We start from the raw sequence: 21,163 nt of genomic DNA, 5'->3' as shown, positions 1-21,163 counted from the left end.
CTGCCGAAAGATGCAATCCATGCGCCGCCCTTCGATCCGCGAAGTGCCCTCCGCCGCCAGATGTCCGAGCGGGGGCGGGCGGCGAGGGTGGAGGCACACCATCCTCACCACCCCGGAGAGCAGCCGAAGCCGTGTTCGTCGCCTGGAGAGACCTGAGGTTCGCCAAGGGCCGGTTCGCCCTGATGGGAACCGTCATCACACTGATCACCCTGCTGGTCGGGCTGCTGTCCGGTCTGACCGCCGGCCTGGGCCGGCAGAACATCTCCGCGATCACCGGCCTGCCCGCCGACCGGATCGCCTTCGCCGCCCCCGGCCCCGGGCAGAAGCTGTCGTACGCCGACTCCACCGTCACCGCCCGGCAGTGGGAACAGTGGGCCAAAATGCCCGGCGTCACCCGCGCCGAACCTCTCGGGATCACCACCACCCGGGCCGCCGCGGGCGACCGGAGCGCCGCGGTCTGCGCCTTCGGCGTCCGGCCCGGCTCGCACCTGGCGCCGGACGGCGGCACGATCCGCGGGCTCACGGCGGTGCTGTCCATCACGGCCGCCGCCGACCTCGGCGTCAAGCCGGGCGACCCCTTCACCCTGGCCGGCCGGAAGCTGACGGTGGCAGCCGTCCGGGGAGACGCCTCCTTCAGCCATACGCCCGTGATCTGGACCGGTCTCACCGTCTGGCGGCAGACGGCGGCTTCCGGAGGCGCCGGCGACGGTGCCGGCCCGACGGCGACGGTGATCGCCCTGAACACCACCCCCGGCACCGATGTGCCGGCCGCCGACCGGGCCGTCGGCACCCGTACCGTCAGCAAGGCCGGCTCGCTGTCCGCGATCGGCTCCTACACCTCCGAGAACGGCTCCCTCCAGCTGATGCGCGGCTTCCTGTTCGCCATCTCCGCCCTCGTCGTCGGCGCCTTCTTCACCGTCTGGACCATCCAGCGCAGCGGTGACATCGCGGTCCTGAAGGCGCTCGGCGCCTCCACCGCGCACCTGCTCAAGGACGCCCTCGGCCAGGCCGCGGTCCTGCTCGCCGCGGGCACCCTCCTCGGCACCGGCGCCGCCGCCGCCCTCGGCGCCCTCGTCGTGAAGCACGCGGTGCCGTTCGTCCTCACCCCCGCCACCGTCCTCGTCCCCGCCGCCGTGATGATCCTGCTCGGCACGCTCGGGGCCGCCCTGTCCGTCCGCCGCATCACCTCCGTGGACCCGCTGACCGCCCTCGGGAGCGCCCGATGAGCCTGTACCTGTCCGACGTCACCCTCACCTACCCCGACGGCGAGGACCGCCTGACCGCCCTCGACCGGGTCGGCCTCGAGGTGCCCCGGGGCACGCTGACCGCCGTGGTCGGCCCCTCCGGTTCCGGCAAGTCCAGCCTTCTCGCCGTGGCCGCCACGCTCGTCACCCCCGACACCGGCACGGTCACCGTCGACGGCGTCACCACGACGGGCATGAGCCGCGCGGAACTCACCGAGCTGCGCCGCCGCGCGATCGGCATCGTCTTCCAGCAGCCGCACCTGCTGCCCTCCCTCACCGCCGCCGAGCAGCTGCAGCTCATGGCCTCGATCGACGGGCGTTCGCCGGCCAGGGCCCGTGGCCGGGCCCTGGAACTGCTCGACGCCGTGGGCCTGGCCGCCCAGGCCGGCCGCCGTCCTCACCAGCTCTCCGGCGGCCAGCGCCAGCGGGTCGGTATCGCCCGCGCCCTGATGAACGACCCCACGCTCCTCCTGGTCGACGAACCCACCAGCGCCCTGGACCACGAGCGCGGCGCCGCCGTCGTCGACCTGCTCGCCCGGCTGACCCATGAGCGAAGCACCGCCACCGTCCTGGTCACGCACGACCGCACCCACCTGACCGCGGCCGACCGGATCGCCGAAGTCCGCGACGGACGCCTGCGCGCCCCCGCGACGGCCACCTGACGGGACCTCGGGACACGGCCGCCCGGATCACCGCGCACCCCGCCCTGTTTACTCCGGACGGAGTAAGGACGCCCCGGTGAATGCGGGCAGCATCACGGCGTGACCCCGCTCAGCCGCCGCTCCCTCCTCACCAGCCTCGTGCTCCTCACCTCGCTCGCCGCCCGGGTGCCCGCCCACGCCGCGCCCGGCTGTGTGTCGTCCGAGCCGTACGTGTCGGGGCAGGGCGGCTATCACACCTACCGGATCCCGGCGGTGGTCATCACCCGGCACGGGACGGTGCTGGCCTTCGCCGAGGGGCGGCGGGCCGGTCCGGGCGACAGCGGTGACATCGACGTCGTGCTGCGGCGCTCCACCGACGGCGGCTGCACCTGGGGCCCGCTGGCGGTGGTGGCCGCCGGGCACGGGGACACCCGGGGCAACCCGGCACCGGTCGTGGACCCGCGCACCGGTGCCGTCGTCCTGGTGACCTGCGGCAACAGCGGAGCCGTGACGGAGGCGCAGATCATGCGCGGACAGGTCGCGCCCGGGCAGGGCCGACGGGTGTTCGTGCAGCGCAGCTGGGACGACGGCCGCCGTTTCAGCCCTCCGGCGGAGATCACGGCCGAGGTGAAGCGGCCCGGCTGGCGCTGGTACGCCACCGGACCCGGCCATGCGGTCGCCCTCACCCGCGGCCCGCACGCCGGCCGGATCCTCGTCCCGGCCGACCACTCCACCGCCCCGCCCGCCCACTCCTCGGACACCGGCGAGGAGCCCGGGTACTACGCCGGCCACGTGCTCTACAGCGACGACTTCGGCGACACCTGGCATCTCGGCCTCGTGGCGGCGGCCCCCGGCGGTACGACCGACGTCAACGAGACGACCGCGGCCCAACTCCCCGACGGACGGATCTACTTCAACGCCCGCACCCAGTACAGTGCCACCAGCGGCCACCGCCTGGACACCTACTCCTCCGACGGCGGCATCACCCTCGACCGCCCCTACGCCCCCCAGCGGAGCCTGGACGACGTCCCCGTGGTCCAGGGCAGCGTCGTCCAACTCCGCGGACCAAACGCCCCGTTGCTCTTCTCGGCGCCCTCCGTGCCGACCGCCCGCCGCGCCCTGGCGATCTGGGCCAGCAGGGACTTCGGCCGCACCTTCACCAGGCTGCTCACCCTCTCCGAGGGCCCGGCCGCCTACTCCGACCTCGTCCGGCTGGGCCCCACCACGGTCGGCGTCCTGTACGAGACGGGCACCGGGAGCAGCTCCGACATGCTGGTGTTCCGCAGGCTCGGCCGGTAGAGGACGCGCCCCGGGGAGGGCCCGCCCGCGGGGGCCCGCCGCTACGGCATACTGACGCCCCACCAGTGCAACAAAATGTTTAAGGAGGAGGAGTTGGCAGCCCGTTTCAAGACGGTCACCGAGGTGGGAGAGGCCCATCTCGCCCAGGCGGAAGCCCTGGGCCGCGCCTTCCAGGAGGCGATCGCACCCGCCACCGTCAACTACGACTTCGGTCACATCCGCGATGCCGCCGCCATGCTTCCCGACAGCGACATCGTCAAGATGGTCCGTGGCTGGGGGCTCCAGGAGGAGGCGCCGATCCTGGTGATGGCACTCTCCCTCAAGGAGGCGGTCCGCCAGGCGCTCCCGCCCGAGGCGGCTCAGGCGTCGTTCTGGGACACCATCGAGCGCGGCCTCGTGGACGCCTTCACCGGTCTCGCGGCACAGGAGGACGAACCGGGACTGGCCTACTACGAGGAGGGCCCGGACCACACGAGCTACTACCGCGACCTGTTCTTCGCCCTCCAGGACGAGGAAGCCGGCGCGTACCTGTACGCCGTCGCCTTCTGCACCGACGTCACCGTCGGCTTCGGCAGGACCCGTGTGGGCACGCTGGGCCTCACCGACACCGCACCGTTCGCGGTCCGGCTCAACGCGATCGTCGTGCGCCAGAAGCTCGCGAACGCGGCCTGATCCTCCGGGCGTTGCCCGCCGCTCCGACGCGGGCCCGTCCCCCGTGTGTCCTGCGGCCGTCCCCGCAGGTTCCGCACGGCCAGGCGGCGCAGGGCAGACGGGATTGTGACGACAGGGCCTAGAGCAACCCCGCCGCCGCCAGGAACTTGCCGGCCCGCCGGGTCTCCTCGCCGGACAGCGGTACCTGTGGCTCGGCCGTCACCGGGCAGTCGATGATGCCGCGCAGATGCAGTGCCGCCTTGAACGCGCCCAGCGCCGAGGAACTCCCGCCCATCCGCGCCGGGTCACCGACCCCGACCATCCCGAACAGCGCGCACAGCCGCTCCTGTTCGCCCCGCGCGCCCTCCCAGTCGCCCGCCCGGCACAGCCGGTACAGCCGGACGTACCCGTGCGGGTCGACGTTGGCCAGTCCCGGCACCGCCCCGTCCGCGCCCAGCGCCAGTGCGGCGTCCACGAACACCTCGGAGCCGGTCAGCACGCTGAACCCCGGATGCGGACGCGCTCCGGTGACCACCTCCCGGAAGGCGCCCAGGTCCCCGCTGGAGTCCTTGAGTCCCGCCAGCACCCCGTCGGCCGCCAGCTCCAGCACCAGGTCGGCCGGGAGCTTGGTGTGCACGGCCGCCGGGATGTCGTAGGCGATGACCGGCACCGGGCTCGCGGCCGCGGTCAGGCGGTAGTGGCGGACGATCTCGGCACGGTGGATGCGGGCATAGAAGGGGGCGGTGACGACCACGGCCTGTGCGCCGGCCGCCGTGACGGCCGCGACGTGGTCCAGGACGCGGGGCGTCGTCATGTCGATGGCACCGGCGATGACGGGCAGCCGGCCGCCCACATGAGCGACGACCGCCGCCACGACCTGCCGACGCTGCCGGTCCGTGAGGAAGGCCGCCTCCGAGGTGGACCCGAGCAGGAACAGCCCGTGCACTCCCGCCTCCACCAGATGGTCGACCAGCCGGAGCAACGAGGGGACGTCCACCTCGCGCTCCGGTGTCAAAGGGGTGCAGACGGGCGGGACGACACCGGTGAGCGGGGCGGGGAACGTCATTCAGGGCTCCTGTAACAGGCTCTGTCGGGCCAGGTCGCGGGTCGGCCGGTCCTCCTCCACAGGATGGTGGCAGCGGTAGCGGTGCCCGGGCCGTGACGCGGCCGAGAAGCCCGGCATCGACTCGGCGCACACCGGGTCCGCCTTCCAGCAGCGGGTGCGGAACGGACAGCCGCTCGGCGGCCGGGTCGCGGACGGCACCGGTCCGGTCAGCGGGATCGGGTCGAGGGGGTCCAGCAGCCCGGGCGTGGCCGAGAACAGGGCGCGGGTGTACGGGTGCCGGGCGGCGTCGGTGACCCGGTCGGCCGGGGTCTCCTCCACGATCCGGCCCAGGTACATGGTGATCACCCGGTCGCTCATCCGCCGTACCGTCTGGATGTCGTGCGAGACGAACACCAGGGCGAGGCCCAGCCGTTCCCTGAGGTCCAGCAGGAGGTTGAGGATCTGCGCGCGGACCGAGACGTCCAGGGCGCTGGTCGGCTCGTCGGCGACGACCAGGGCCGGGTCCAGGGCGAGCGCGCGGGCGATGGCGACCCGCTGCCGCTGCCCGCCGGAGAGCTGCCCGGGAAGAGCGTCGGCGAGGGCCCGTGGAAGCCCGACCAGGCTCATCAACTCCCTGACGCGGTCCTCCCGTTCGCCCCTGCCGCCGCGTTCGTGGACGTCCAGCGGGTCGCGCAGGATCCGGCGTACGGGCAGGCGGCGGTTGAGCGCGGTCGACGGGTCCTGGAAGACCATCCCGATGCCCGCGCCGACCGCGGCCCGCCGCTCCCCGGCCGGCATCGCCCACAGCTCCCGGCCCCGGAACGACACCGTCCCCGAGGTCGGCCGCTGGATGCCCACCAGCACCTTCGCCAGCGTCGACTTCCCGCACCCCGACTCGCCGACCACACCGACCGTCTCGCCGGCCGCCACGGTGAGATCGGCGCCGGTCAGGGCGTAGACCCGGTCGCGGGTGAACAGTCCGCCGCTGCGTGCCCTGTGGACGACATGCGCGTTGCGCACCTCCATGATCACGGGAGTGCCTCGCTTTCCACGGGGTCCACGGGTTCCACGGGTACGGCGGGGTGGTGGCAGGCCGCCGCATGGGTGGCCGTACCGGTGAGGGCGGGTGTGCGCTCGTGGCACACCCCGGTCGCCAGCGGGCAGCGGTCGGCGAAGCGGCAGCCCGCCGGGAAGTCGGCGGGGGCGGGGACGACCCCGCTGATCTGGGTCATCCGCGCGTCGGCCGACTCCAGCGACAGCACGCTGCCGAGCAGCCCACGCGTGTAGTGGTGGGCCGGCGCCGCCACCAGGTCGGCGGTCACCCCGCTCTCCACGATCTGCCCGCCGTACATCACCACCACCCGGTCGGTGACGTCGGCGACGAGCGCCAGGTCGTGCGAGACCAGGATCAGCGCGAAGCCCAGCTCCTCGCGCAGCCGCAGCAGCAGCTCCATCACCTGGGCCTGCACGGTGACGTCCAGGGCGGTCGTCGGCTCGTCGGCGACGATCAGCTCAGGGTCGCGGGAGAGAGCCATGGCGATCAGCACGCGCTGGCGCTGCCCGCCGGACAGCTCGTGCGGATAGCTGCGCAGGGTGCGCTGCGGATCCAGGCCGACCAGCTCCAGCAGCTGGGCCGGGGTGCGCCGCCCGCCCCGCCGTACCAGCTGCCCCAGCTGCGCCCGGATGGTCATGGCGGGGTTCAGCGAGGACAGGGCGTCCTGGTAGACCATCGCCATCTCGTGCCCGAGCAGCCGCCGCCGTACCCGCATCGGCTCGATGAGCAGGTTGCGCTGCCGGAAGCGGACCTGGCCGCGCACCCGGGCCTCCCCGGGCTGGAGCCCCATGATCGTGAGCGCGGTCAGCGACTTGCCGCAGCCCGACTCGCCCACCAGGCCCAGCACCTCACCGGGATGCACCTCGAAGCCGACTCCGGCGACGATGTCCACACCCCCGTGCCGGTCCGGGAACCCGATGGCGAGGTTCTCCACGGCGAGCACCGGCTGCCCGCCGCGGTCCGGGCGGGGCCGGGCCCGCGAGCGCAGCCGCCGGGCGGCCTGCGGCAGCCCGGGCAGCGGGAGCACGGCGCCGGGTTCCGCCTGCTGCGACCGCTTCTCGGGCACCGCCACCTCGCGCGCCGCCGGGGCGGCCCATGCGTCGGACACGCCCTCGGAGAGGATGTTCAGCGACAGCACGGTGAGCAGGATCAGCAGCCCGGGGAAGACGGTCGCCCACCAGCCACCGGTCAGCACCATGTTCTTGCCGTCGGCGATGACACTGCCCCACGACGGGTCCGGAGGGCGCACCCCCGCCCCGATGAAGGACAGCGACGCCTCGAACACGATCGCCTCGGCGACCTGGACCGTGCAGAACACGAGGACCGGAGCGGCACAGTTGACGGCCACATGCCGCAGCACGATGTGCGGTGTACGGGCCCCGATCACCCGCTCCGCGGTGACGTAGTCCTCGCCGTACTGATCGAGCACGTTGGCCCGTACGACCCGCGCCACCGGCGGCGTGAAGAGAAAGGCGATGGCACAGATCAGCACGCCGATCCCGCCGCCGAAGACCGCGACGAGGACGGCCGCGAGCGCGATGCCGGGAAACGCCATCACCACGTCGAGGCAGCGCATCAGCGTCTCGTCCACGGCCTTGCGGGAGGTGGCAGCGACCGCCCCGACGACGGCACCCACGACCAGTGCCAGCCCGGTCGCCCCGAGCCCGATCGCCAGCGACCAGCGGGCGCCGTACATCAGCCGGCTCAGGATGTCCCGGCCGAGGCTGTCCTGTCCGAGCCAGTGCGCGGTCGACGGGTGCCCGCTGCCGCCGACCGGGGCCTGCTGGTCGAGCGGGTCGTCCGGGGCGACGAGGGGAGCGAGGACGGCGACGAGGAGGACGACCGCCAGAAAGCAGACGGCGGCCCTGGACAGCAACGGCAGCCGGCGCCAGCCGCGCAGCCGGACACCGCCGGGCCGGGAGAACCGCTCGGCAAGACGCGCGCGCGTGATCATCAGGCCGCCCTCAGACGTGGGTTGACCAGCAGATACAGAATGTCGATGACGAGGTTGACGACGACGAACCCGGTGGCGGTGGTGAGCACGACCCCCTGGACGACGGCCGGATCGCCGTTCTGCACGGCGTCGATCATCAGCTTGCCCATGCCGGGCAGCGAGAAGATCGTCTCGATGACGACGGCACCGCCGAGCAGATAGCCGACCCGCAGGCCCAGCACGGTGAGCGGATTGACGAGCGCATTGCGCAGGACGTTGCGCCCGACGACGACCAGGGGCGGCAGCCCGCTCCCGATCGCCGTCCGTACGTAGTCCTTGTCCAGCTCCTCCACGACGGACGTCCTGACGATCCGGGTGAGCTGGGCGGCCACCGGCAGGGACAGCGCGAAGGCGGGCAGCGCCATGGTCCTGAGCCAGCCGGTGACGGAGTCGGCGGGGTTGATGTAGCCGCCGGTCGGGAACCAGCCCCGGTCCACCGCCAGGTACTGGATCATCAGCAGCGCCAGCCAGAACCCGGGCGCGGCGACCCCTACGAGCGAGACGACCCGGATGACCTGGTCCGGCAGCCGGTCCCGGTGGACGGCAGCCGTGACCCCGCCCGCCAGCGCCAGCACGACCGCGATGCCAAGACCCAGGAAGGTCAGCTGGAGGGTGAGCGGCAGCGCGGTGGTGACCTGGTCGGCGACGGGGGCCCGGGTCAGGGCGCTGGTGCCGAGGTTCCCGTGCAGCACGTCGCCGACGAAGTGCACGTACCGCACGGGCAGCGGATCCAGCAGTCCGCCTCGCTCCCGGAAGTCGTGCAGTTGCTGCGGGGTCGGATTGGCCCCCTGGAAGAACGCGGACGCCGGATCGACATCGGAGAACCGCATCACCAGGAAGACGAACAGCACGACCCCGAGCATCAGCGGCACCAGCAGGGCGATCCGGCGCAGCAGGATCCGTACGACGGCCGTCATGCCGTCAGGCCCACTTGGCCTGGAGCACGTTGATCCCCGGGTACGGCTGGGCCCTTATGCCCGAGAGCCTGCGCGGATCCCACGCCGTCATCAGCTCGTTGTGGACGACCGGGTAGAGGACGGCCTGTTCGGCGACGACGTCGATGTAGTCCTGGACGAGTGTCTTCTTCTTCGCCGGGTCCGGCTCGCGCGTGGCCCGGTCCATCGCGGCGAAGAGCTGCTGGGCGACGGGGTTGCCGGCCCACCGCGTGTACCCCATCCAGAGGTTCTGGGGGCCGTAGTTGTAATGCATGATCAGGTCGGCGTCGAGCCCGAACTGGTTGGGATTGGAGGCCGCGGCGACGACCTGGTAGTCCTGCTTCTGGTCCATCTTCGTGAACACGGCGGTGGTCTCCTGCGGTGCCAGGGTGGTCTCGACACCGATGGCGTCCCAGGAGGCCTTGATGGTCGGCAGACAGTCCACGATCCAACTGACGTTCACGGCGAGGAGGTTGACCTTCAGCCCGCTGACCCCGGCGGCCTTCAGCAGCGCCTTCGCCCTGCCGGGGTCGTGGTCGTAGACGGTCCTGGCCCGCCGATAGGAGGGGTTTGCCTCGTTGAGGAAGGAGGAGGCGGGCGTGCCGTGCCCCTTGAGGGCGACCTGCACCATCTTCTGCCGGTCGATGGCGTAGTGGAGCGCCTGTCGCACCCGCACGTCGTCGAACGGTCTGCGCGCGGTGTTGAACATCAGGAACAGGTTGTTCATCCCCGCACCGCCGGCGACCTCGAGCCCGCCCTGCTCCAGCCGCGGGATGTTGGCGTACGGGATGTTGTCGGCGATCTGCGCACCGGCGTCGGACCCGGAGATCTTGGCGACGCGCGGCGCCGCGTCGACGATCGTCAGCCAGTTCATCCGCTTGAAGGCGGGCGGACGCGGCCCGTTGTAGGCGGTGAACGCCTCGAACGTCGTGTTCGACTTGGGGTGATGCGCGCTTTGCCGGTACGGCCCCGAGCCCACGGCCAGCCCCGTGATCGCCCTGTCCCAGGCGCCCGGCTCGGAGAACACGTGCCTGGGCATGATCTTGGCGAGGGTGAGCCGCGAAAGCCCGTCGGGAAAGGGGAACTTGAGGACGAGTTCGACGGTGTTGGCGTCGACCTTGCGGGCCCCCTTCAGCCAGCTCTCGAAGAACCCCTTGGCGAGGGTCGGCGTCCTGGGGTCCAGTATCCGGTCGAAGACGAAGACCACGTCGTCGGCGGTGACGGGCCTGCCGTCGTGGAAGGTGGCCCCTTCCCGCAGGCTGAACCGCCAGGTGGTGGCACGGGGGTCGGCCGGTACCCGGGTGCCGAGCGCCGGATACGGCACCCGGGTGATCGGATCGGTGTCCAGCAGCCCTTCGTAGATGTGGTTGTTGGCGGCCATCGCGAACGCCGACGCCGTCTGCGCCGGATCCCAGCTGCCGTCGTTGCCGTACCCGATCACGGCCGTCAGCGTGGCGTCCTTGCCGCTGCCGCCGCTCCCGGTGTCATTGGTGGACTGGGGGCCGCCGGAGCAGGCGGCCAGCACGGGAGGCAGTACAGCGGCTGCGCCCAGCGCGCCGCTGTACTTGAGGAACGACCGCCGGGCCGGTGCCGGCACTTCGCGGGTCACGTCGTCGCGCACGGGTCCTCCAGCGAGGTCGGGGAGGTGAGGGGGGAGGTACGACGTCCTACGTCCGGTCGGTAGCGCGACCATAAGAGCGGCCCCGGGGCCGGTCAAGGCAGCGCGCGCGAATGGGGTAGCCGCCACTGGTCGGGCCAATGGCGGACGGGAGGCGCGAGCGGACGGGCTGACGGATGTCGGGACAGGGCCCGGATCCTGGCCCTGTCCGCCGATCGGGCTCCTGTGGTTCAAGAGGTCCGGATGCCGTCGAGACCGGGCATACCGGCCGTTTTCATCCGGGTGAGCGGTCACGTCTTTCTCGTACGCGAGAATGGGGGCATGAGCCTGTTCCGCGACGACGGCATCGTGCTGCGCACCCAGAAGCTGGGTGAGGCGGACCGGATCATCACGCTGCTCACGCGCGGTCACGGCCGGGTACGCGCCGTGGCGCGCGGGGTGCGGCGGACGAAGTCCAAGTTCGGGGCCCGGCTGGAGCCGTTCTCCCATGTCGACGTGCAGTTCTTCGCGCGGGGGAGCGAACTGGTCGGGCGCGGGCTGCCGCTGTGCACACAGAGTGAGACGATCGCGCCGTACGGTGGCGGCATCGTGACCGACTACGCCCGGTACACCGCCGGGACGGCCATGCTGGAGACCGCCGAACGGTTCACCGATCACGAGGGCGAGCCCGCCGTGCAGCAGTATCTGCTGCTCGTCGGCGCGCTGCGGACGCTCGCGCGCGGGGAGCACGCGCCGCACCTCGTCCTCGACGCCTTTCTGCTGCGCTCGCTCGCCGTCAACGGATACGCGCCCAGTTTCGACGCCTGCGCGAAGTGCGGAATGCCCGGTCCGAACCGGTTCTTCTCCGTGGCCTCGGGCGGGTCCGTGTGCGTGGACTGCCGGGTGCCCGGCAGTGTCGTGCCCTCGCCGCAGACCCTGGTCTTGCTCGGTGCTCTGCTTACGGGAGACTGGGGGACGGCGGACGCGTGCGAGGCGCGGTACGTCCGGGAGGGCAGCGGGCTGGTGTCCGCCTACCTGCACTGGCATCTGGAGCGCGGGCTGCGCTCGCTGCGGTACGTGGAAAAGACCTAGCGGTAGTAGGGAGACGAGAGGCACATGGTGGTACGCGGGATCCTGGGGCGCCAGCGGCGCGAGTACAAGGCGCCGGCGCCGCACCCGTCGGGTGCCCGCGCGCCCAAGCTCCCCGGCGAGCTGGTCCCGAACCACGTGGCCATCGTCATGGACGGCAACGGACGCTGGGCTAAGGAGCGGGGGCTGCCCCGCACGGAGGGCCACAAGGTCGGTGCCGAGCGGGTGCTCGACGTGCTGCAGGGCTCCATCGAGGTCGGCGTCCGCAACATCTCCCTGTACGCCTTCTCGACCGAGAACTGGAAGCGCTCGCCCGACGAGGTCCGCTTCCTGATGAACTTCAACCGCGACTTCATCCGGAAGACGAGGGACACGCTCGACGAACTCGGTATCCGGGTGCGCTGGGTGGGGCGGATGCCCAGGCTGTGGAAGTCGGTCGCCAAGGAGCTGCAGGTCGCGCAGGAGCAGACCAAGGACAATGACCTGCTCACCCTGTACTTCTGCATGAACTACGGCGGCCGTGCCGAACTCGCCGACGCGGCCAAGGCGATGGCCGAGGACGTGGCGGCGGGCCGGCTCGACCCGGGCAAGGTCACCGAGAAGACCATCCAGAAGTACCTGTACTACCCCGACATGCCGGACGTGGACCTGTTCCTGCGCCCCAGCGGCGAGCAGCGCACCTCCAACTACCTGCTCTGGCAGAGCGCTTACGCGGAGATGGTCTTCCAGCACGTGCTGTGGCCGGACTTCGACCGGCGTGACCTGTGGCGGGCCTGCATCGAGTTCGCCTCCCGCGACCGGCGCTTCGGCGGGGCCGTCCCGAACGAGGAACTGCTCGCCATGGAAGCCGCGATGAAGGGCAACCCGGCCACTTCGTAGCCACCGGAGGTTCATCCGGTCTGCCGAGGATGTGGATTCATGAGACGTCCCACTCCTGTCCTCTCCGTCCTCACCCTCGGCGCGCTGATGCTCGGCGCGCTGCCGGCGCACGCCTCGGCCGGCGGCCCCGCGCACCGGGAGGGCTACGGCACGAAGGCCCCGTACGCGCCGGAGCAGAACCCGCGCACCTACCAGCGGCCCCCGGCCGGCTTCGAGCCCGTCTTCACCGAGAACGTCTCCCGGCACGGCTCCCGCTCGGCCACGGACAGCTCGGACGGCGATCTGGTCCTCGCACTGTGGGACAAGGCCCGGGGTGAGGGCCAACTCACGGCCATGGGCGAGGAGTTCGGGCCGACCGTGCGCGCGCTGACCGTGGCCATGGCGAAGGTCGGGTACGGCAACCTCAGCGCGCGCGGCCGGCAGGAGATGCGGGACACGGCCACGCGCATGGAGCAGCGGCTGCCGTCGCTCTTCGCGCAGATCGCCGACCGGGGCGAGAAGATCGACGTCGTCAGCTCGGGGCAGGGGCGGGCCGTCGACAGCGCGGGGGAGTACACGGGGGCGCTCGCCGCGGCCGACCCGGAGCTGGGGCCCCTCATCGGGCCGACCCGCACGGACAAGGACCTGCTGTACTTCCACAAGGCGGCGGGCGGCGCGGCCTACCGTGACTACATCGCGAACGACCAGCGCCTCAAGGACACGCTGGCGTCGATCACCGACCAGCCGAGGACGCACGAGGCCGCCCGCAGCGTGCTGCGCCGACTCTTCACGCAGCCGTTCGTCGACACGATCACCGACCGGGTCGGCGCCGCGCAGGCCGTCTACAACCTGTACGCCATCGCCCCCGCGATGAGCGAGGAGAGCCCGGACCCGGACGGCAGGGGCTGGGACATGGGCCGCTTCATCTCCCGCAGCGACGCGGCCTGGTTCGGCTACCTCGGCGACGTCGAGGACTTCTACGAGAAGGGCCCCGGCTTCGCCGACAGCGACATCACGTACAAGATGGCGGACGTCCTGCTGGACGACTTCTTCCGGCAGGCCGAGGCCAAGCGCGCGGGTACCGGCGACCTCGGCGCCGAGCTGCGCTTCACCCACGCCGAGGAGATCATCCCGCTGGCCGCGCTGATGCGCCTGCCGGGCAGCACGAAACCGGCGACGCCGGGGGAGCCGTACACCCATGCCGACAACCCCTGGCGGGGCGCGGACGTCGCTCCTCTCGGCGCGAACATCCAGTGGGACGTGTACGCGAAGGACGGCCGCCACCTCGTCCGCATGCTCTACAACGAGAAGGAGACGGCCTTCAGGCCGGGCTGCCACCCGATCGCGAAGGGCAGCATGTTCTACGACCTCGACGAGCTGGAGCGCTGCTTCGGGCGTGGCTGAAAGCGGCCCGTACGATCCCGCCTCATGGTCATGGGCGTGGGGCGGGACGCCGGACAGGGCGTGGTCGAGCCGGCGTACGAGCCGGTCGCGGGGGACATCGCAGGGGCGCTGCGGGAGCGCAGGCGGTTCAACCGGGCGGGGCGGATCCACAAGGTGGCCCACCTTCAGCGAGGACAAGAACGCGATCTGCTTCTCCGTGCTGCCCAAGCGTGGTCTGCGCAATCCCGCCGACGAGGACAGGCTGCGGGAGATCCTCGACCGCAACCTGACCCGGGCCTGAGGGTTCAGTCCCCGCCGCAGGCGCAGTCCGCGCAGGTGCCGAAGATCTCCACCGTGTGGGCCACGTTGACGTAGCCGTGCTCGGCGGCGATGGCCTCCGCCCACTTCTCCACGGCCGGTCCCTCCACCTCGACCGCCTTGCCACAGGTGCGGCAGACCAGATGGTGGTGGTGCTCGCCGGTGCTGCAGCGGCGGTAGACGGACTCGCCGTCGGAGGTGCGCAGGACGTCGACCTCGCCGGCGTCGGCGAGGGACTGCAGGGTGCGGTACACCGTGGTGAGCCCGACCGAGTCGCCCTTGTGCTTGAGCATGTCGTGCAGTTCCTGCGCGCTGCGGAACTCGTCGACCTCGTTCAGGGCCGCCGCCACGGCTGCACGCTGTCGGGTCGCGCGGCCCTTCACGGGCGGTCCAGCGGTCGTCACCGTTGTCTCCTCACGTCTTGCTTCTGCCCGGGCGGCCATTGTGCCAGCCCGGACCGGCAGCGGTCAGACGCCGACCTCGTCCCCGGCTGCTCTCGCGGCCGGAACCGTGGCCGGAATCGAGTACTCCGCCGGGTCTCCGGCGGGCCCGGCCTGGGCTGCCGCGCGGGCGCGTCGCCGGGCCAGCGGGGCGGCCAGCACGGTCAGCGCGACGAACGCGGCGATGGCCAGCAGAACGATCGTCGCACCGGGCGGAACGTCCTGGTAGTACGACGTGATCGTGCCGCTGACGGTCACGGCCACACCGATGGCCACGGCGATCACGAACGTGGCGGTGAAGCTGCGGGTGAGCTGCTGGGCCGCCGCGACCGGCACGACCATCAGTGCGGACACCAGCAGCAGGCCGACCACGCGCATCGCGACCGTGACCGTCACCGCCGCGGTCACGGCGGTCAGCAGGTTCAGCGCACGTACGGGCAGGCCCGTGACCCGCGCGAACTCCTCGTCCTGACCGACCGCGAACAGCTGGCGGCGCAGGCCGAGCGTGACCAGCACCACGAACGCGGCCAGCAGGCAGATCGACACCACGTCCGACTGCGACACCGTCGACAACGAGCCGAACAGGTACGTCGTCAGGTTCGCGTTGGAGCCGGTGGGCGCGAGGTTGATGAACATCACGCCACCGGCCATGCCGCCGTAGAAGAGCATGGCGAGGGCGATGTCGCCGCGCGTCCTGCCGTACCAGCGGATCAGTTCCATCAGGACCGCGCCGAGCACGGAGACGGCGGTCGCCATCCAGACGGGAGAGGTCGACAGCAGGAAGCCAAGGCCGACGCCGGTCATGGCCACGTGTCCGATGCCGTCGCCCATCAGGGCCTGGCGGCGCTGGACCAGGTAGATGCCGACGGCGGGGGCGGTGATGCCGACCAGGACGGCGGCGAGCAGCGCCCGCTGCATGAAGGCGTAGTCGAGGAAGTCCATCAGCTCAGCAGTCCCGTGCGGATCGGTTCGGTGCCCGCGGGTGCGTGCGGGTGTACGTGGTCGTGGCCGGGGTGGGGGTCCCCCCGCTCGAGCGAAGCCGAGAATGGGGGAGAGTGCCGGCCCACGGCCCGCGGCGGCGGGCCGTCGTGGAGCACGCAGCCGTCGCGCAGGACGACCGCCCGGTCGATCAGGGGCTCCAGGGGGCCCAGTTCGTGCAGCACGAGCAGCACCGTCGTACCAGCCTCGACCTGCTGCTTCAGGGTGCGCGCGAGGATCTCCTGGCTGGCCAGGTCGACGCCCGCCATCGGCTCGTCCATGATCAGCAGTTCGGGCTCGGCGACGAGGGCGCGCGCGATCAGGACGCGCTGGTGCTGACCGCCGGACAGGGCGTTGACCGAGTCCCTGGCGCGGTCCGCCATGCCGACCAGCTCCAGGGCCCGGTGCACGGCCTCCCGGTCGGCCCTGCGGAAGACGCCGAAGCGGGTGCGCGACAGCCGGCCCGAGGAGACGATCTCGGTGACCGTCGCCGGGACCCCGCCGGCGGCCGTCGTGCGCTGCGGTACGTAGCCCACCCGAGCCCACGCGCGAAAGGCGCGGCGCGGGGTGCCGAACAGCTCGATCGTGCCGCCGCTCGCCGGCACCTGGCCGATGAGCGTGCGGATCGCGGTGGACTTGCCCGAGCCGTTCGCGCCGAGCAGCGCGACGACCTCGCCGCGGCCGACGGTGAGATCGATGCCGCGCAGCACGGGACGCGCGCCGAGTTCGGCGCTCACCCCGCGCAGGGCTATGACGGGCTCTTCCATGATCCTGCCCTCCCTGCCGGTCACTTGGCGCCCAGCGCCTGCTGGAGGGCCTTGAGGTTGGCCTCCTGGACGGAGAAGTAGTCCTTGCCCCGGGACTTGGCGGTGATGCCCTCGATCGGGTCGAGGACGTCGGTCTTCATGCCCGCGTCACCCGCGATGGTCTTGGCGGTCTTGTCGCTGACGAGCGTCTCGTAGAAGACGGTGGAGACGCCGTCGGCCCTGGCCATCGTCTCGAGGTCCTTCACGCGCGCGGCGCTGGGCTCCGACTCCGGGTCGAGGCCGTTGATGGCCTCCTCGGTCAGGCCGTAGCGCTCGGCGAGGTAGCCGAAGGCGGCGTGGGTGGTGATGAAGACCTTGGTCCTCGTGTGCGCCAGACCGTTCTTGAACCGCTGGTCCAGGTCGTTCAGGCGCTGGACCAGGTTCGCGGTGTTCTTCCTGTAGTCGGCGGCGTTCTTGGGGTCGGCCTTCTCGAAGGCCTTGCCGACGCCCTGGGCGACCTGGGCGTAGCGCACCGGGTCGAGCCAGATGTGCGGGTCGAGGCCCGCCGACTCCTCGTTCTTGGAGGCGTCGTGGGCGGCCGCGTGCCCGCCGACCTCGTTTCCGTGCTTCTCCAGCGTGGTCAGGGAGGCCGCGTCGACCTTCGTCCGCACCGGGGACTGGGCCACCGCGTCGTCGACGGAGGGCTGGAGGTTCTTCAGGTACAGCACGGCGTCGGAGTCCTGGAGCAGCGCGATCTGCTTGGGGCTGATCTCCAGGTCGTGGGGTTCCTGGCCGGGGGAGGTGAGACTGGTGACGTGGACGTGCCCGCCCCCGATCTGCTCGGCCAGGAAGGCCATGGGGTAGAAGGACGTGACGACGTCGAACCTGCCGGTGTTCGCCGCCTTCGCCGTGTCGCTGGAGCAGGCGGACAGCGTGCCGATACCGAGAGCGGCGACCGCGGCGACCGCGGCGGCGGGTATGAGGCGTCGTCGTACGTTCATGACAGTCATTTTCAACAAACATGGAAACCGTTGTCAACAAGCCAGGGTGAGGGCCAGGTGAGAAGCCCCGGGAGGGGTCCGGGGAGGGGGCCGGGGAGGGGGCCGATTTGGCCGAGGGGGATCCTGCGCCGGTAACCTGAATCATTCGCTGGAAGCATCTCGCTTCAACGCCCGTCGTCGTAATGAAGAGAGCACCGTGGCCGCCGACAAGATCGACACCATCGTCAGCCTGAGCAAGCGCCGTGGCTTCGTTTTCCCGTGCAGTGAGATCTACGGCGGACAGCGTGCCGCCTGGGACTACGGACCGCTGGGTGTCGAGCTCAAGGAGAACATCAAGCGTCAGTGGTGGCGCTACATGGTGACGTCGCGCGAGGACGTGGTCGGTATCGACTCGTCCGTCATCCTGGCCTCCGAGGTCTGGGTCGCGTCCGGCCACGTCGCCACCTTCACGGACCCGCTGACCGAGTGCACCGCGTGTCACAAGCGGTTCCGCGCCGACCACCTGGAAGAGGCGTACGAGGAGAAGAAGGGCAGGGCCCCGGAGAACGGCCTGGCCGACATCAACTGCCCGAACTGCGGCAACAAGGGCCAGTTCACCGAGCCCAAGCAGTTCTCGGGTCTGCTCTCCACCCACCTCGGCCCGACCCAGGACTCCGGCTCGGTCGCGTACCTGCGCCCCGAGACCGCCCAGGGCATCTTCACCAACTTCGCCCAGGTGCAGACCACCTCGCGCCGCAAGCCGCCCTTCGGCATCGCGCAGATGGGCAAGTCCTTCCGCAACGAGATCACGCCCGGCAACTTCATCTTCCGCACCCGCGAGTTCGAGCAGATGGAGATGGAGTTCTTCGTCAAGCCGGGCGAGGACGAGAAGTGGCAGGAGTACTGGATGGAGCAGCGCTGGAACTGGTACACGGGCCTCGGCCTGCGTACCGAGAACATGCGCTGGTACGAGCACCCGAAGGAGAAGCTCTCCCACTACTCCAAGCGCACCGCCGACATCGAGTACCGCTTCCAGTTCGGCGGCAGCGAGTGGGGCGAGCTGGAGGGTGTCGCCAACCGTACCGACTACGACCTCGGCGCCCACGCCAAGGCCTCCGGCCAGGACCTCTCCTACTTCGACCAGGAGGCCGGCGAGCGCTGGACCCCGTACGTCATCGAGCCCGCGGCCGGTGTCGGCCGCACCATGCTGGCCTTCCTCCTCGACGCCTACGTCGAGGACGAGGCGCCGAACGCCAAGGGCAAGATGGAGAAGCGCACGGTGCTGCGCCTGGACCACCGCCTCGCCCCGGTGAAGGTGGCCGTCCTCCCGCTGTCCCGCAACCCCGAGCTGTCCCCGAAGGCCAAGGGCCTCGCCCAGGCGCTGCGGCAGAACTGGAACATCGAGTTCGACGACGCCGGCGCCATCGGCCGCCGCTACCGCCGCCAGGACGAGATCGGTACGCCGTACTGCGTGACCGTCGACTTCGACACGCTCGAGGACAACGCCGTGACCGTGCGTGAGCGTGACTCGATGAAGCAGGAGCGCGTGTCTCTCGACCAGATCGAGGGGTACCTGGCGCAGCGCCTCATCGGCGCCTAGTCACACCGTCGTGAAGCCGGGCGGGCCGAGTGATCGGCCTGCCCGGCTTTCGCATGTCAACGGCCCTGCAGCGCCTTCACGTTGTCGCCGAAGGTCCAGTTCTTCGAGCCGTCCCAGTTGACCGACCAGGTCATCAGGCCCTTGAGCGAGCTGCCGTAGTGCTGCCAGGCCTGGGAGACGAGGGACGGTGACATATGGCCGCCGCCCGCGCCGGGCTGGGCGGGCAGGCCCGGGACCTGCTTGTCGTACGGCACCTTGATCGTCGTGCCCTGGACCACCAGGCCCTTGTTCAGGCAGTCGGTCTGGGCGGTGAAGCCGGCGACCGTGCCCGCCTCGTAGGAGTCGCCGGAGCAGCCGTACATGCTGCCGTTGTAGTACTGCATGTTCAGCCACCACAGGCGGCCGTTGTCCGCGTACTTCTTGATGACCGGCAGGTACGCGCCCCAGATCGAGCCGTAGGTGATGCTGCCGCCGGTGACGTACGCCGTCTCCGGGGCCATCGTCAGGCCGAAGCCCGACGGCATCTGCGCGAGGATGCCGTCGATGATGCGGATCAGGTTGGCCTGGGACGTGGACAGTTGGTTGATGTTGCCGCTGTTCGTCAGGCCGGTCTCGATGTCGATGTCGATGCCGTCGAAGTTGTACTGCTTGAGGATCGGCACGATCGTCGAGACGAACTTGTCCGCCACGGTGGTCGAGTTGAGGTCGATGCCGGCCGTCGCGCCGCCGATGGAGAGCAGGATCGTCTGGCCCGAGGCCTTCGCCGCGCACATCTGCGCGGGTGTCGCCACCTTCACGCCCGTGTCCATGCCGTCCTGCCACAGGGCGGTGCCGTCGGACCGGATCACCGGGAAGGCCGCGTTGATCACGTTGTAACCGTGCGCGGGGATCCGGGAGTCGGTGATCGGGGTCCAGCCGAAGGGCGGATGGACGCCGTTGGCGGAGCCGTCCCAGTTCTCCCAGTAGCCCTGGAGCACCTTTCCGGCCGGCCGGGACTTCACGGCGCAGGTGTCGGCGGCGGAGGCGGTGGGGGCGGTGGCGATCCCGAGCGGGACGAGGACGGCCGCCGTGAGCGCGGTGGCGAGCAGACGTCTGAGCATGCGAGGCCTCCCGGTGGGGGTGGGATGCGGCGAGGTGTCGTAGCCATGACATTTCGTCCCTCGACCTTGGACGTGGTCCAGACCTCTCGTCAATAGGTCTGGACCATTCAATGCCGCGAGTGACAGAGTTGGACTGACAGATATTGAAATCTGTCAGTCGTCATGACACAGTGAACGGCATGACGATGCACACCCGAAACCTCGGAACCACCGGTCCTGCTGTCTCCGCCGTCGGCCTCGGCTGCATGGGCATGTCCGCGCTCTACGGCGACGCCGACCGCGCGGAGTCCGTCGCGACCATCCACGCCGCCCTCGAGGCGGGCGTCACGCTCCTGGACACCGGCGACTTCTACGCCATGGGGCACAACGAGATGCTGATCGGCGAGGCCCTGCGCAAGGCCCCGTCCGCCCTGCGTGAGCAGGCCCTGACCAGCGTGAAGTTCGGCGCCCTGCGCGACCCGGAGGGCAACTGGGCCGGCTACGACGGCCGCCCGGCCGCCGTGAAGAACTTCGCTTCCTACTCCCTGCAGCGCCTCGGCGTCGACCACATCGACGTCTACCGGATCGCCCGCCTCGACCCGGACGTGCCGATCGAGGAGACCGTCGGCGCGATCTCCGAACTGATCGAGAAGGGGTACGTGCGGCACGTCGGCCTCAGCGAGGTCGGCGCCGACACGATCCGGCGGGCCGCCGCCATCGCCCCGATCTCCGACCTCCAGATCGAGTACTCGCTGATCAGCCGGGGCATCGAGCAGGAGATCCTGCCGACCACCCGCGAGCTGGGCATCGCGGTCACCGCGTACGGCGTGCTCTCCCGCGGCCTGATCTCCGGTCACTTCACCCGGGACCGGCAGCTGGCCGCGAGCGACTTCCGTGCCCACTCGCCCAGGTTCCAGGGCGAGAACCTCCAGCACAACCTGAACCTGGTCGAGGCGCTGCGCAAGATCGCCGAGCAGAAGGGCGCGACGGTCGCCCAGGCCGCCATCGCCTGGGTGCTCTCCCGTGGCGAGGACATCGTGCCGCTGATCGGCGCCCGCACCCGCGAGCGGCTGGGCGAGTCGCTCGGCGCGCTCGACGTCACCCTGGACGCGGCCGACCTGGCGGCGATCGAGGAGGCCGTGCCGGCCGACGCGGCGGCCGGTGACCGCTACCCGTCGGCGCAGATGGCGCACCTCGACAGCGAGCGCTGAACCGGGCGCCGGGTACGGTCTA

At 70.9% G+C, this 21,163-nt stretch carries 19 protein-coding genes; 9 read left to right on the top strand and 10 right to left on the bottom strand.

Features of this window, described 5'->3' with window-relative positions; translation table 11 throughout:
* Positions 1-131 precede the first annotated feature (131 nt).
* The 4 genes from GQF42_RS15685 to GQF42_RS15670 all read left to right on the top strand — a co-directional run bounded on the left by GQF42_RS15685 (position 132) and on the right by GQF42_RS15670 (position 3,856).
* On the top strand, positions 132-1,226 hold the full coding sequence (locus GQF42_RS15685) for an ABC transporter permease (RefSeq protein WP_158920336.1): 1,095 nt from the start codon (positions 132-134) through the stop codon (positions 1,224-1,226).
* Positions 1,223-1,906 carry an ABC transporter ATP-binding protein gene (locus tag GQF42_RS15680; RefSeq protein WP_158920334.1) on the top strand — a complete coding sequence of 228 codons (684 nt, stop codon included), beginning with the start codon at positions 1,223-1,225 and terminating at the stop codon, positions 1,904-1,906. The genes GQF42_RS15685 and GQF42_RS15680 overlap by 4 nt, the downstream gene beginning before the upstream one ends.
* A 99-nt stretch (positions 1,907-2,005) precedes the next feature.
* On the top strand, positions 2,006-3,184 hold the full coding sequence (locus GQF42_RS15675) for a sialidase family protein (protein WP_158920332.1): 1,179 nt from the start codon (positions 2,006-2,008) through the stop codon (positions 3,182-3,184).
* 93 nt (positions 3,185-3,277) lie between these two features.
* Positions 3,278-3,856: a Type-2Aa cytolytic delta-endotoxin gene (locus GQF42_RS15670; protein WP_158920330.1), complete on the top strand. Its 579-nt coding sequence runs from the start codon at positions 3,278-3,280 to the stop codon at positions 3,854-3,856.
* 118 nt (positions 3,857-3,974) lie between these two features.
* Here GQF42_RS15670 and GQF42_RS15665 read toward each other — a convergent pair whose 3' ends face one another.
* From GQF42_RS15665 to GQF42_RS15645, 5 genes are read right to left on the bottom strand one after another with little or no spacing between them, the layout of a single operon-like run.
* The gene (locus tag GQF42_RS15665; protein WP_158920328.1) at positions 3,975-4,901 is read right to left on the bottom strand and encodes a dihydrodipicolinate synthase family protein; all 927 of its coding nucleotides are present in this window, start codon (positions 4,899-4,901) and stop codon (positions 3,975-3,977) included.
* A complete protein-coding gene (locus tag GQF42_RS15660) occupies positions 4,902-5,906 on the bottom strand; it encodes an oligopeptide/dipeptide ABC transporter ATP-binding protein (protein ID WP_158920326.1) in 1,005 nt (334 codons plus the stop codon). It lies immediately after the preceding gene.
* Between the two features lie 2 nt (positions 5,907-5,908).
* The gene (locus tag GQF42_RS15655) at positions 5,909-7,888 is read right to left on the bottom strand and encodes a dipeptide/oligopeptide/nickel ABC transporter permease/ATP-binding protein (protein ID WP_158920324.1); all 1,980 of its coding nucleotides are present in this window, start codon (positions 7,886-7,888) and stop codon (positions 5,909-5,911) included.
* Positions 7,888-8,844, bottom strand: a complete 957-nt coding sequence (locus tag GQF42_RS15650; protein WP_158920322.1) for an ABC transporter permease — start codon at positions 8,842-8,844, stop codon at positions 7,888-7,890. Before GQF42_RS15650 ends, GQF42_RS15655 begins: the two co-directional genes overlap by 1 nt.
* Before the next feature lie 4 nt (positions 8,845-8,848).
* Entirely contained in the window at positions 8,849-10,483 is a 1,635-nt protein-coding gene (locus GQF42_RS15645; protein ID WP_233273357.1) for an ABC transporter substrate-binding protein, read from the bottom strand.
* A 318-nt stretch (positions 10,484-10,801) separates the two neighbouring features.
* On the opposite strand from GQF42_RS15645, the gene recO reads away from it, so the two are divergent.
* From recO to GQF42_RS15630, 3 genes are read left to right on the top strand one after another with little or no spacing between them, the layout of a single operon-like run.
* Positions 10,802-11,551, top strand: coding sequence for a DNA repair protein RecO (recO, locus tag GQF42_RS15640; protein WP_158920318.1), 750 nt, complete (start codon positions 10,802-10,804; stop codon positions 11,549-11,551).
* A gap of 24 nt (positions 11,552-11,575) precedes the next feature.
* Positions 11,576-12,427, top strand: coding sequence for an isoprenyl transferase (locus GQF42_RS15635; protein ID WP_158920316.1), 852 nt, complete (start codon positions 11,576-11,578; stop codon positions 12,425-12,427).
* 39 nt (positions 12,428-12,466) lie between these two features.
* The gene (locus GQF42_RS15630) at positions 12,467-13,810 is read left to right on the top strand and encodes a histidine-type phosphatase (RefSeq protein ID WP_158920314.1); all 1,344 of its coding nucleotides are present in this window, start codon (positions 12,467-12,469) and stop codon (positions 13,808-13,810) included.
* A gap of 284 nt (positions 13,811-14,094) precedes the next feature.
* Here the strand turns inward: GQF42_RS15630 and GQF42_RS15625 are convergent, their stop codons facing one another.
* From GQF42_RS15625 to GQF42_RS15610, 4 genes are all read right to left on the bottom strand, one after another.
* Positions 14,095-14,511, bottom strand: a complete 417-nt coding sequence (locus GQF42_RS15625) for a Fur family transcriptional regulator (RefSeq protein WP_158920312.1) — start codon at positions 14,509-14,511, stop codon at positions 14,095-14,097.
* A 63-nt stretch (positions 14,512-14,574) separates the two neighbouring features.
* Positions 14,575-15,489 carry a metal ABC transporter permease gene (locus GQF42_RS15620; protein WP_158920310.1) on the bottom strand — a complete coding sequence of 305 codons (915 nt, stop codon included), beginning with the start codon at positions 15,487-15,489 and terminating at the stop codon, positions 14,575-14,577.
* Entirely contained in the window at positions 15,489-16,292 is an 804-nt protein-coding gene (locus GQF42_RS15615; protein WP_199272696.1) for a metal ABC transporter ATP-binding protein, read from the bottom strand. Before GQF42_RS15615 ends, GQF42_RS15620 begins: the two co-directional genes overlap by 1 nt.
* Before the next feature lie 20 nt (positions 16,293-16,312).
* Positions 16,313-17,272, bottom strand: coding sequence for a metal ABC transporter substrate-binding protein (locus GQF42_RS15610; RefSeq protein WP_158920308.1), 960 nt, complete (start codon positions 17,270-17,272; stop codon positions 16,313-16,315).
* A gap of 196 nt (positions 17,273-17,468) precedes the next feature.
* Here GQF42_RS15610 and GQF42_RS15605 point away from each other — a divergent pair, with 196 nt between their 5' ends.
* A complete protein-coding gene (locus GQF42_RS15605) occupies positions 17,469-18,851 on the top strand; it encodes a glycine--tRNA ligase (RefSeq protein ID WP_158920306.1) in 1,383 nt (460 codons plus the stop codon).
* Positions 18,852-18,907: 56 nt separating this feature from the next.
* On the opposite strand, the gene GQF42_RS15600 is transcribed toward GQF42_RS15605, so the two are convergent.
* Entirely contained in the window at positions 18,908-19,951 is a 1,044-nt protein-coding gene (locus GQF42_RS15600; protein WP_158920304.1) for a chitinase, read from the bottom strand.
* Between the two features lie 179 nt (positions 19,952-20,130).
* On the opposite strand from GQF42_RS15600, the gene GQF42_RS15595 reads away from it, so the two are divergent.
* Positions 20,131-21,141 carry an aldo/keto reductase gene (locus GQF42_RS15595; protein WP_158920302.1) on the top strand — a complete coding sequence of 337 codons (1,011 nt, stop codon included), beginning with the start codon at positions 20,131-20,133 and terminating at the stop codon, positions 21,139-21,141.
* The last annotated feature ends 22 nt before the right edge of the window (positions 21,142-21,163 follow it).

Source organism: Streptomyces broussonetiae (assembly GCF_009796285.1).
GTDB classification, from domain to species: domain Bacteria; phylum Actinomycetota; class Actinomycetes; order Streptomycetales; family Streptomycetaceae; genus Streptomyces; species Streptomyces broussonetiae.
This window is presented reverse-complemented; position numbering and strand designations above follow the sequence as displayed.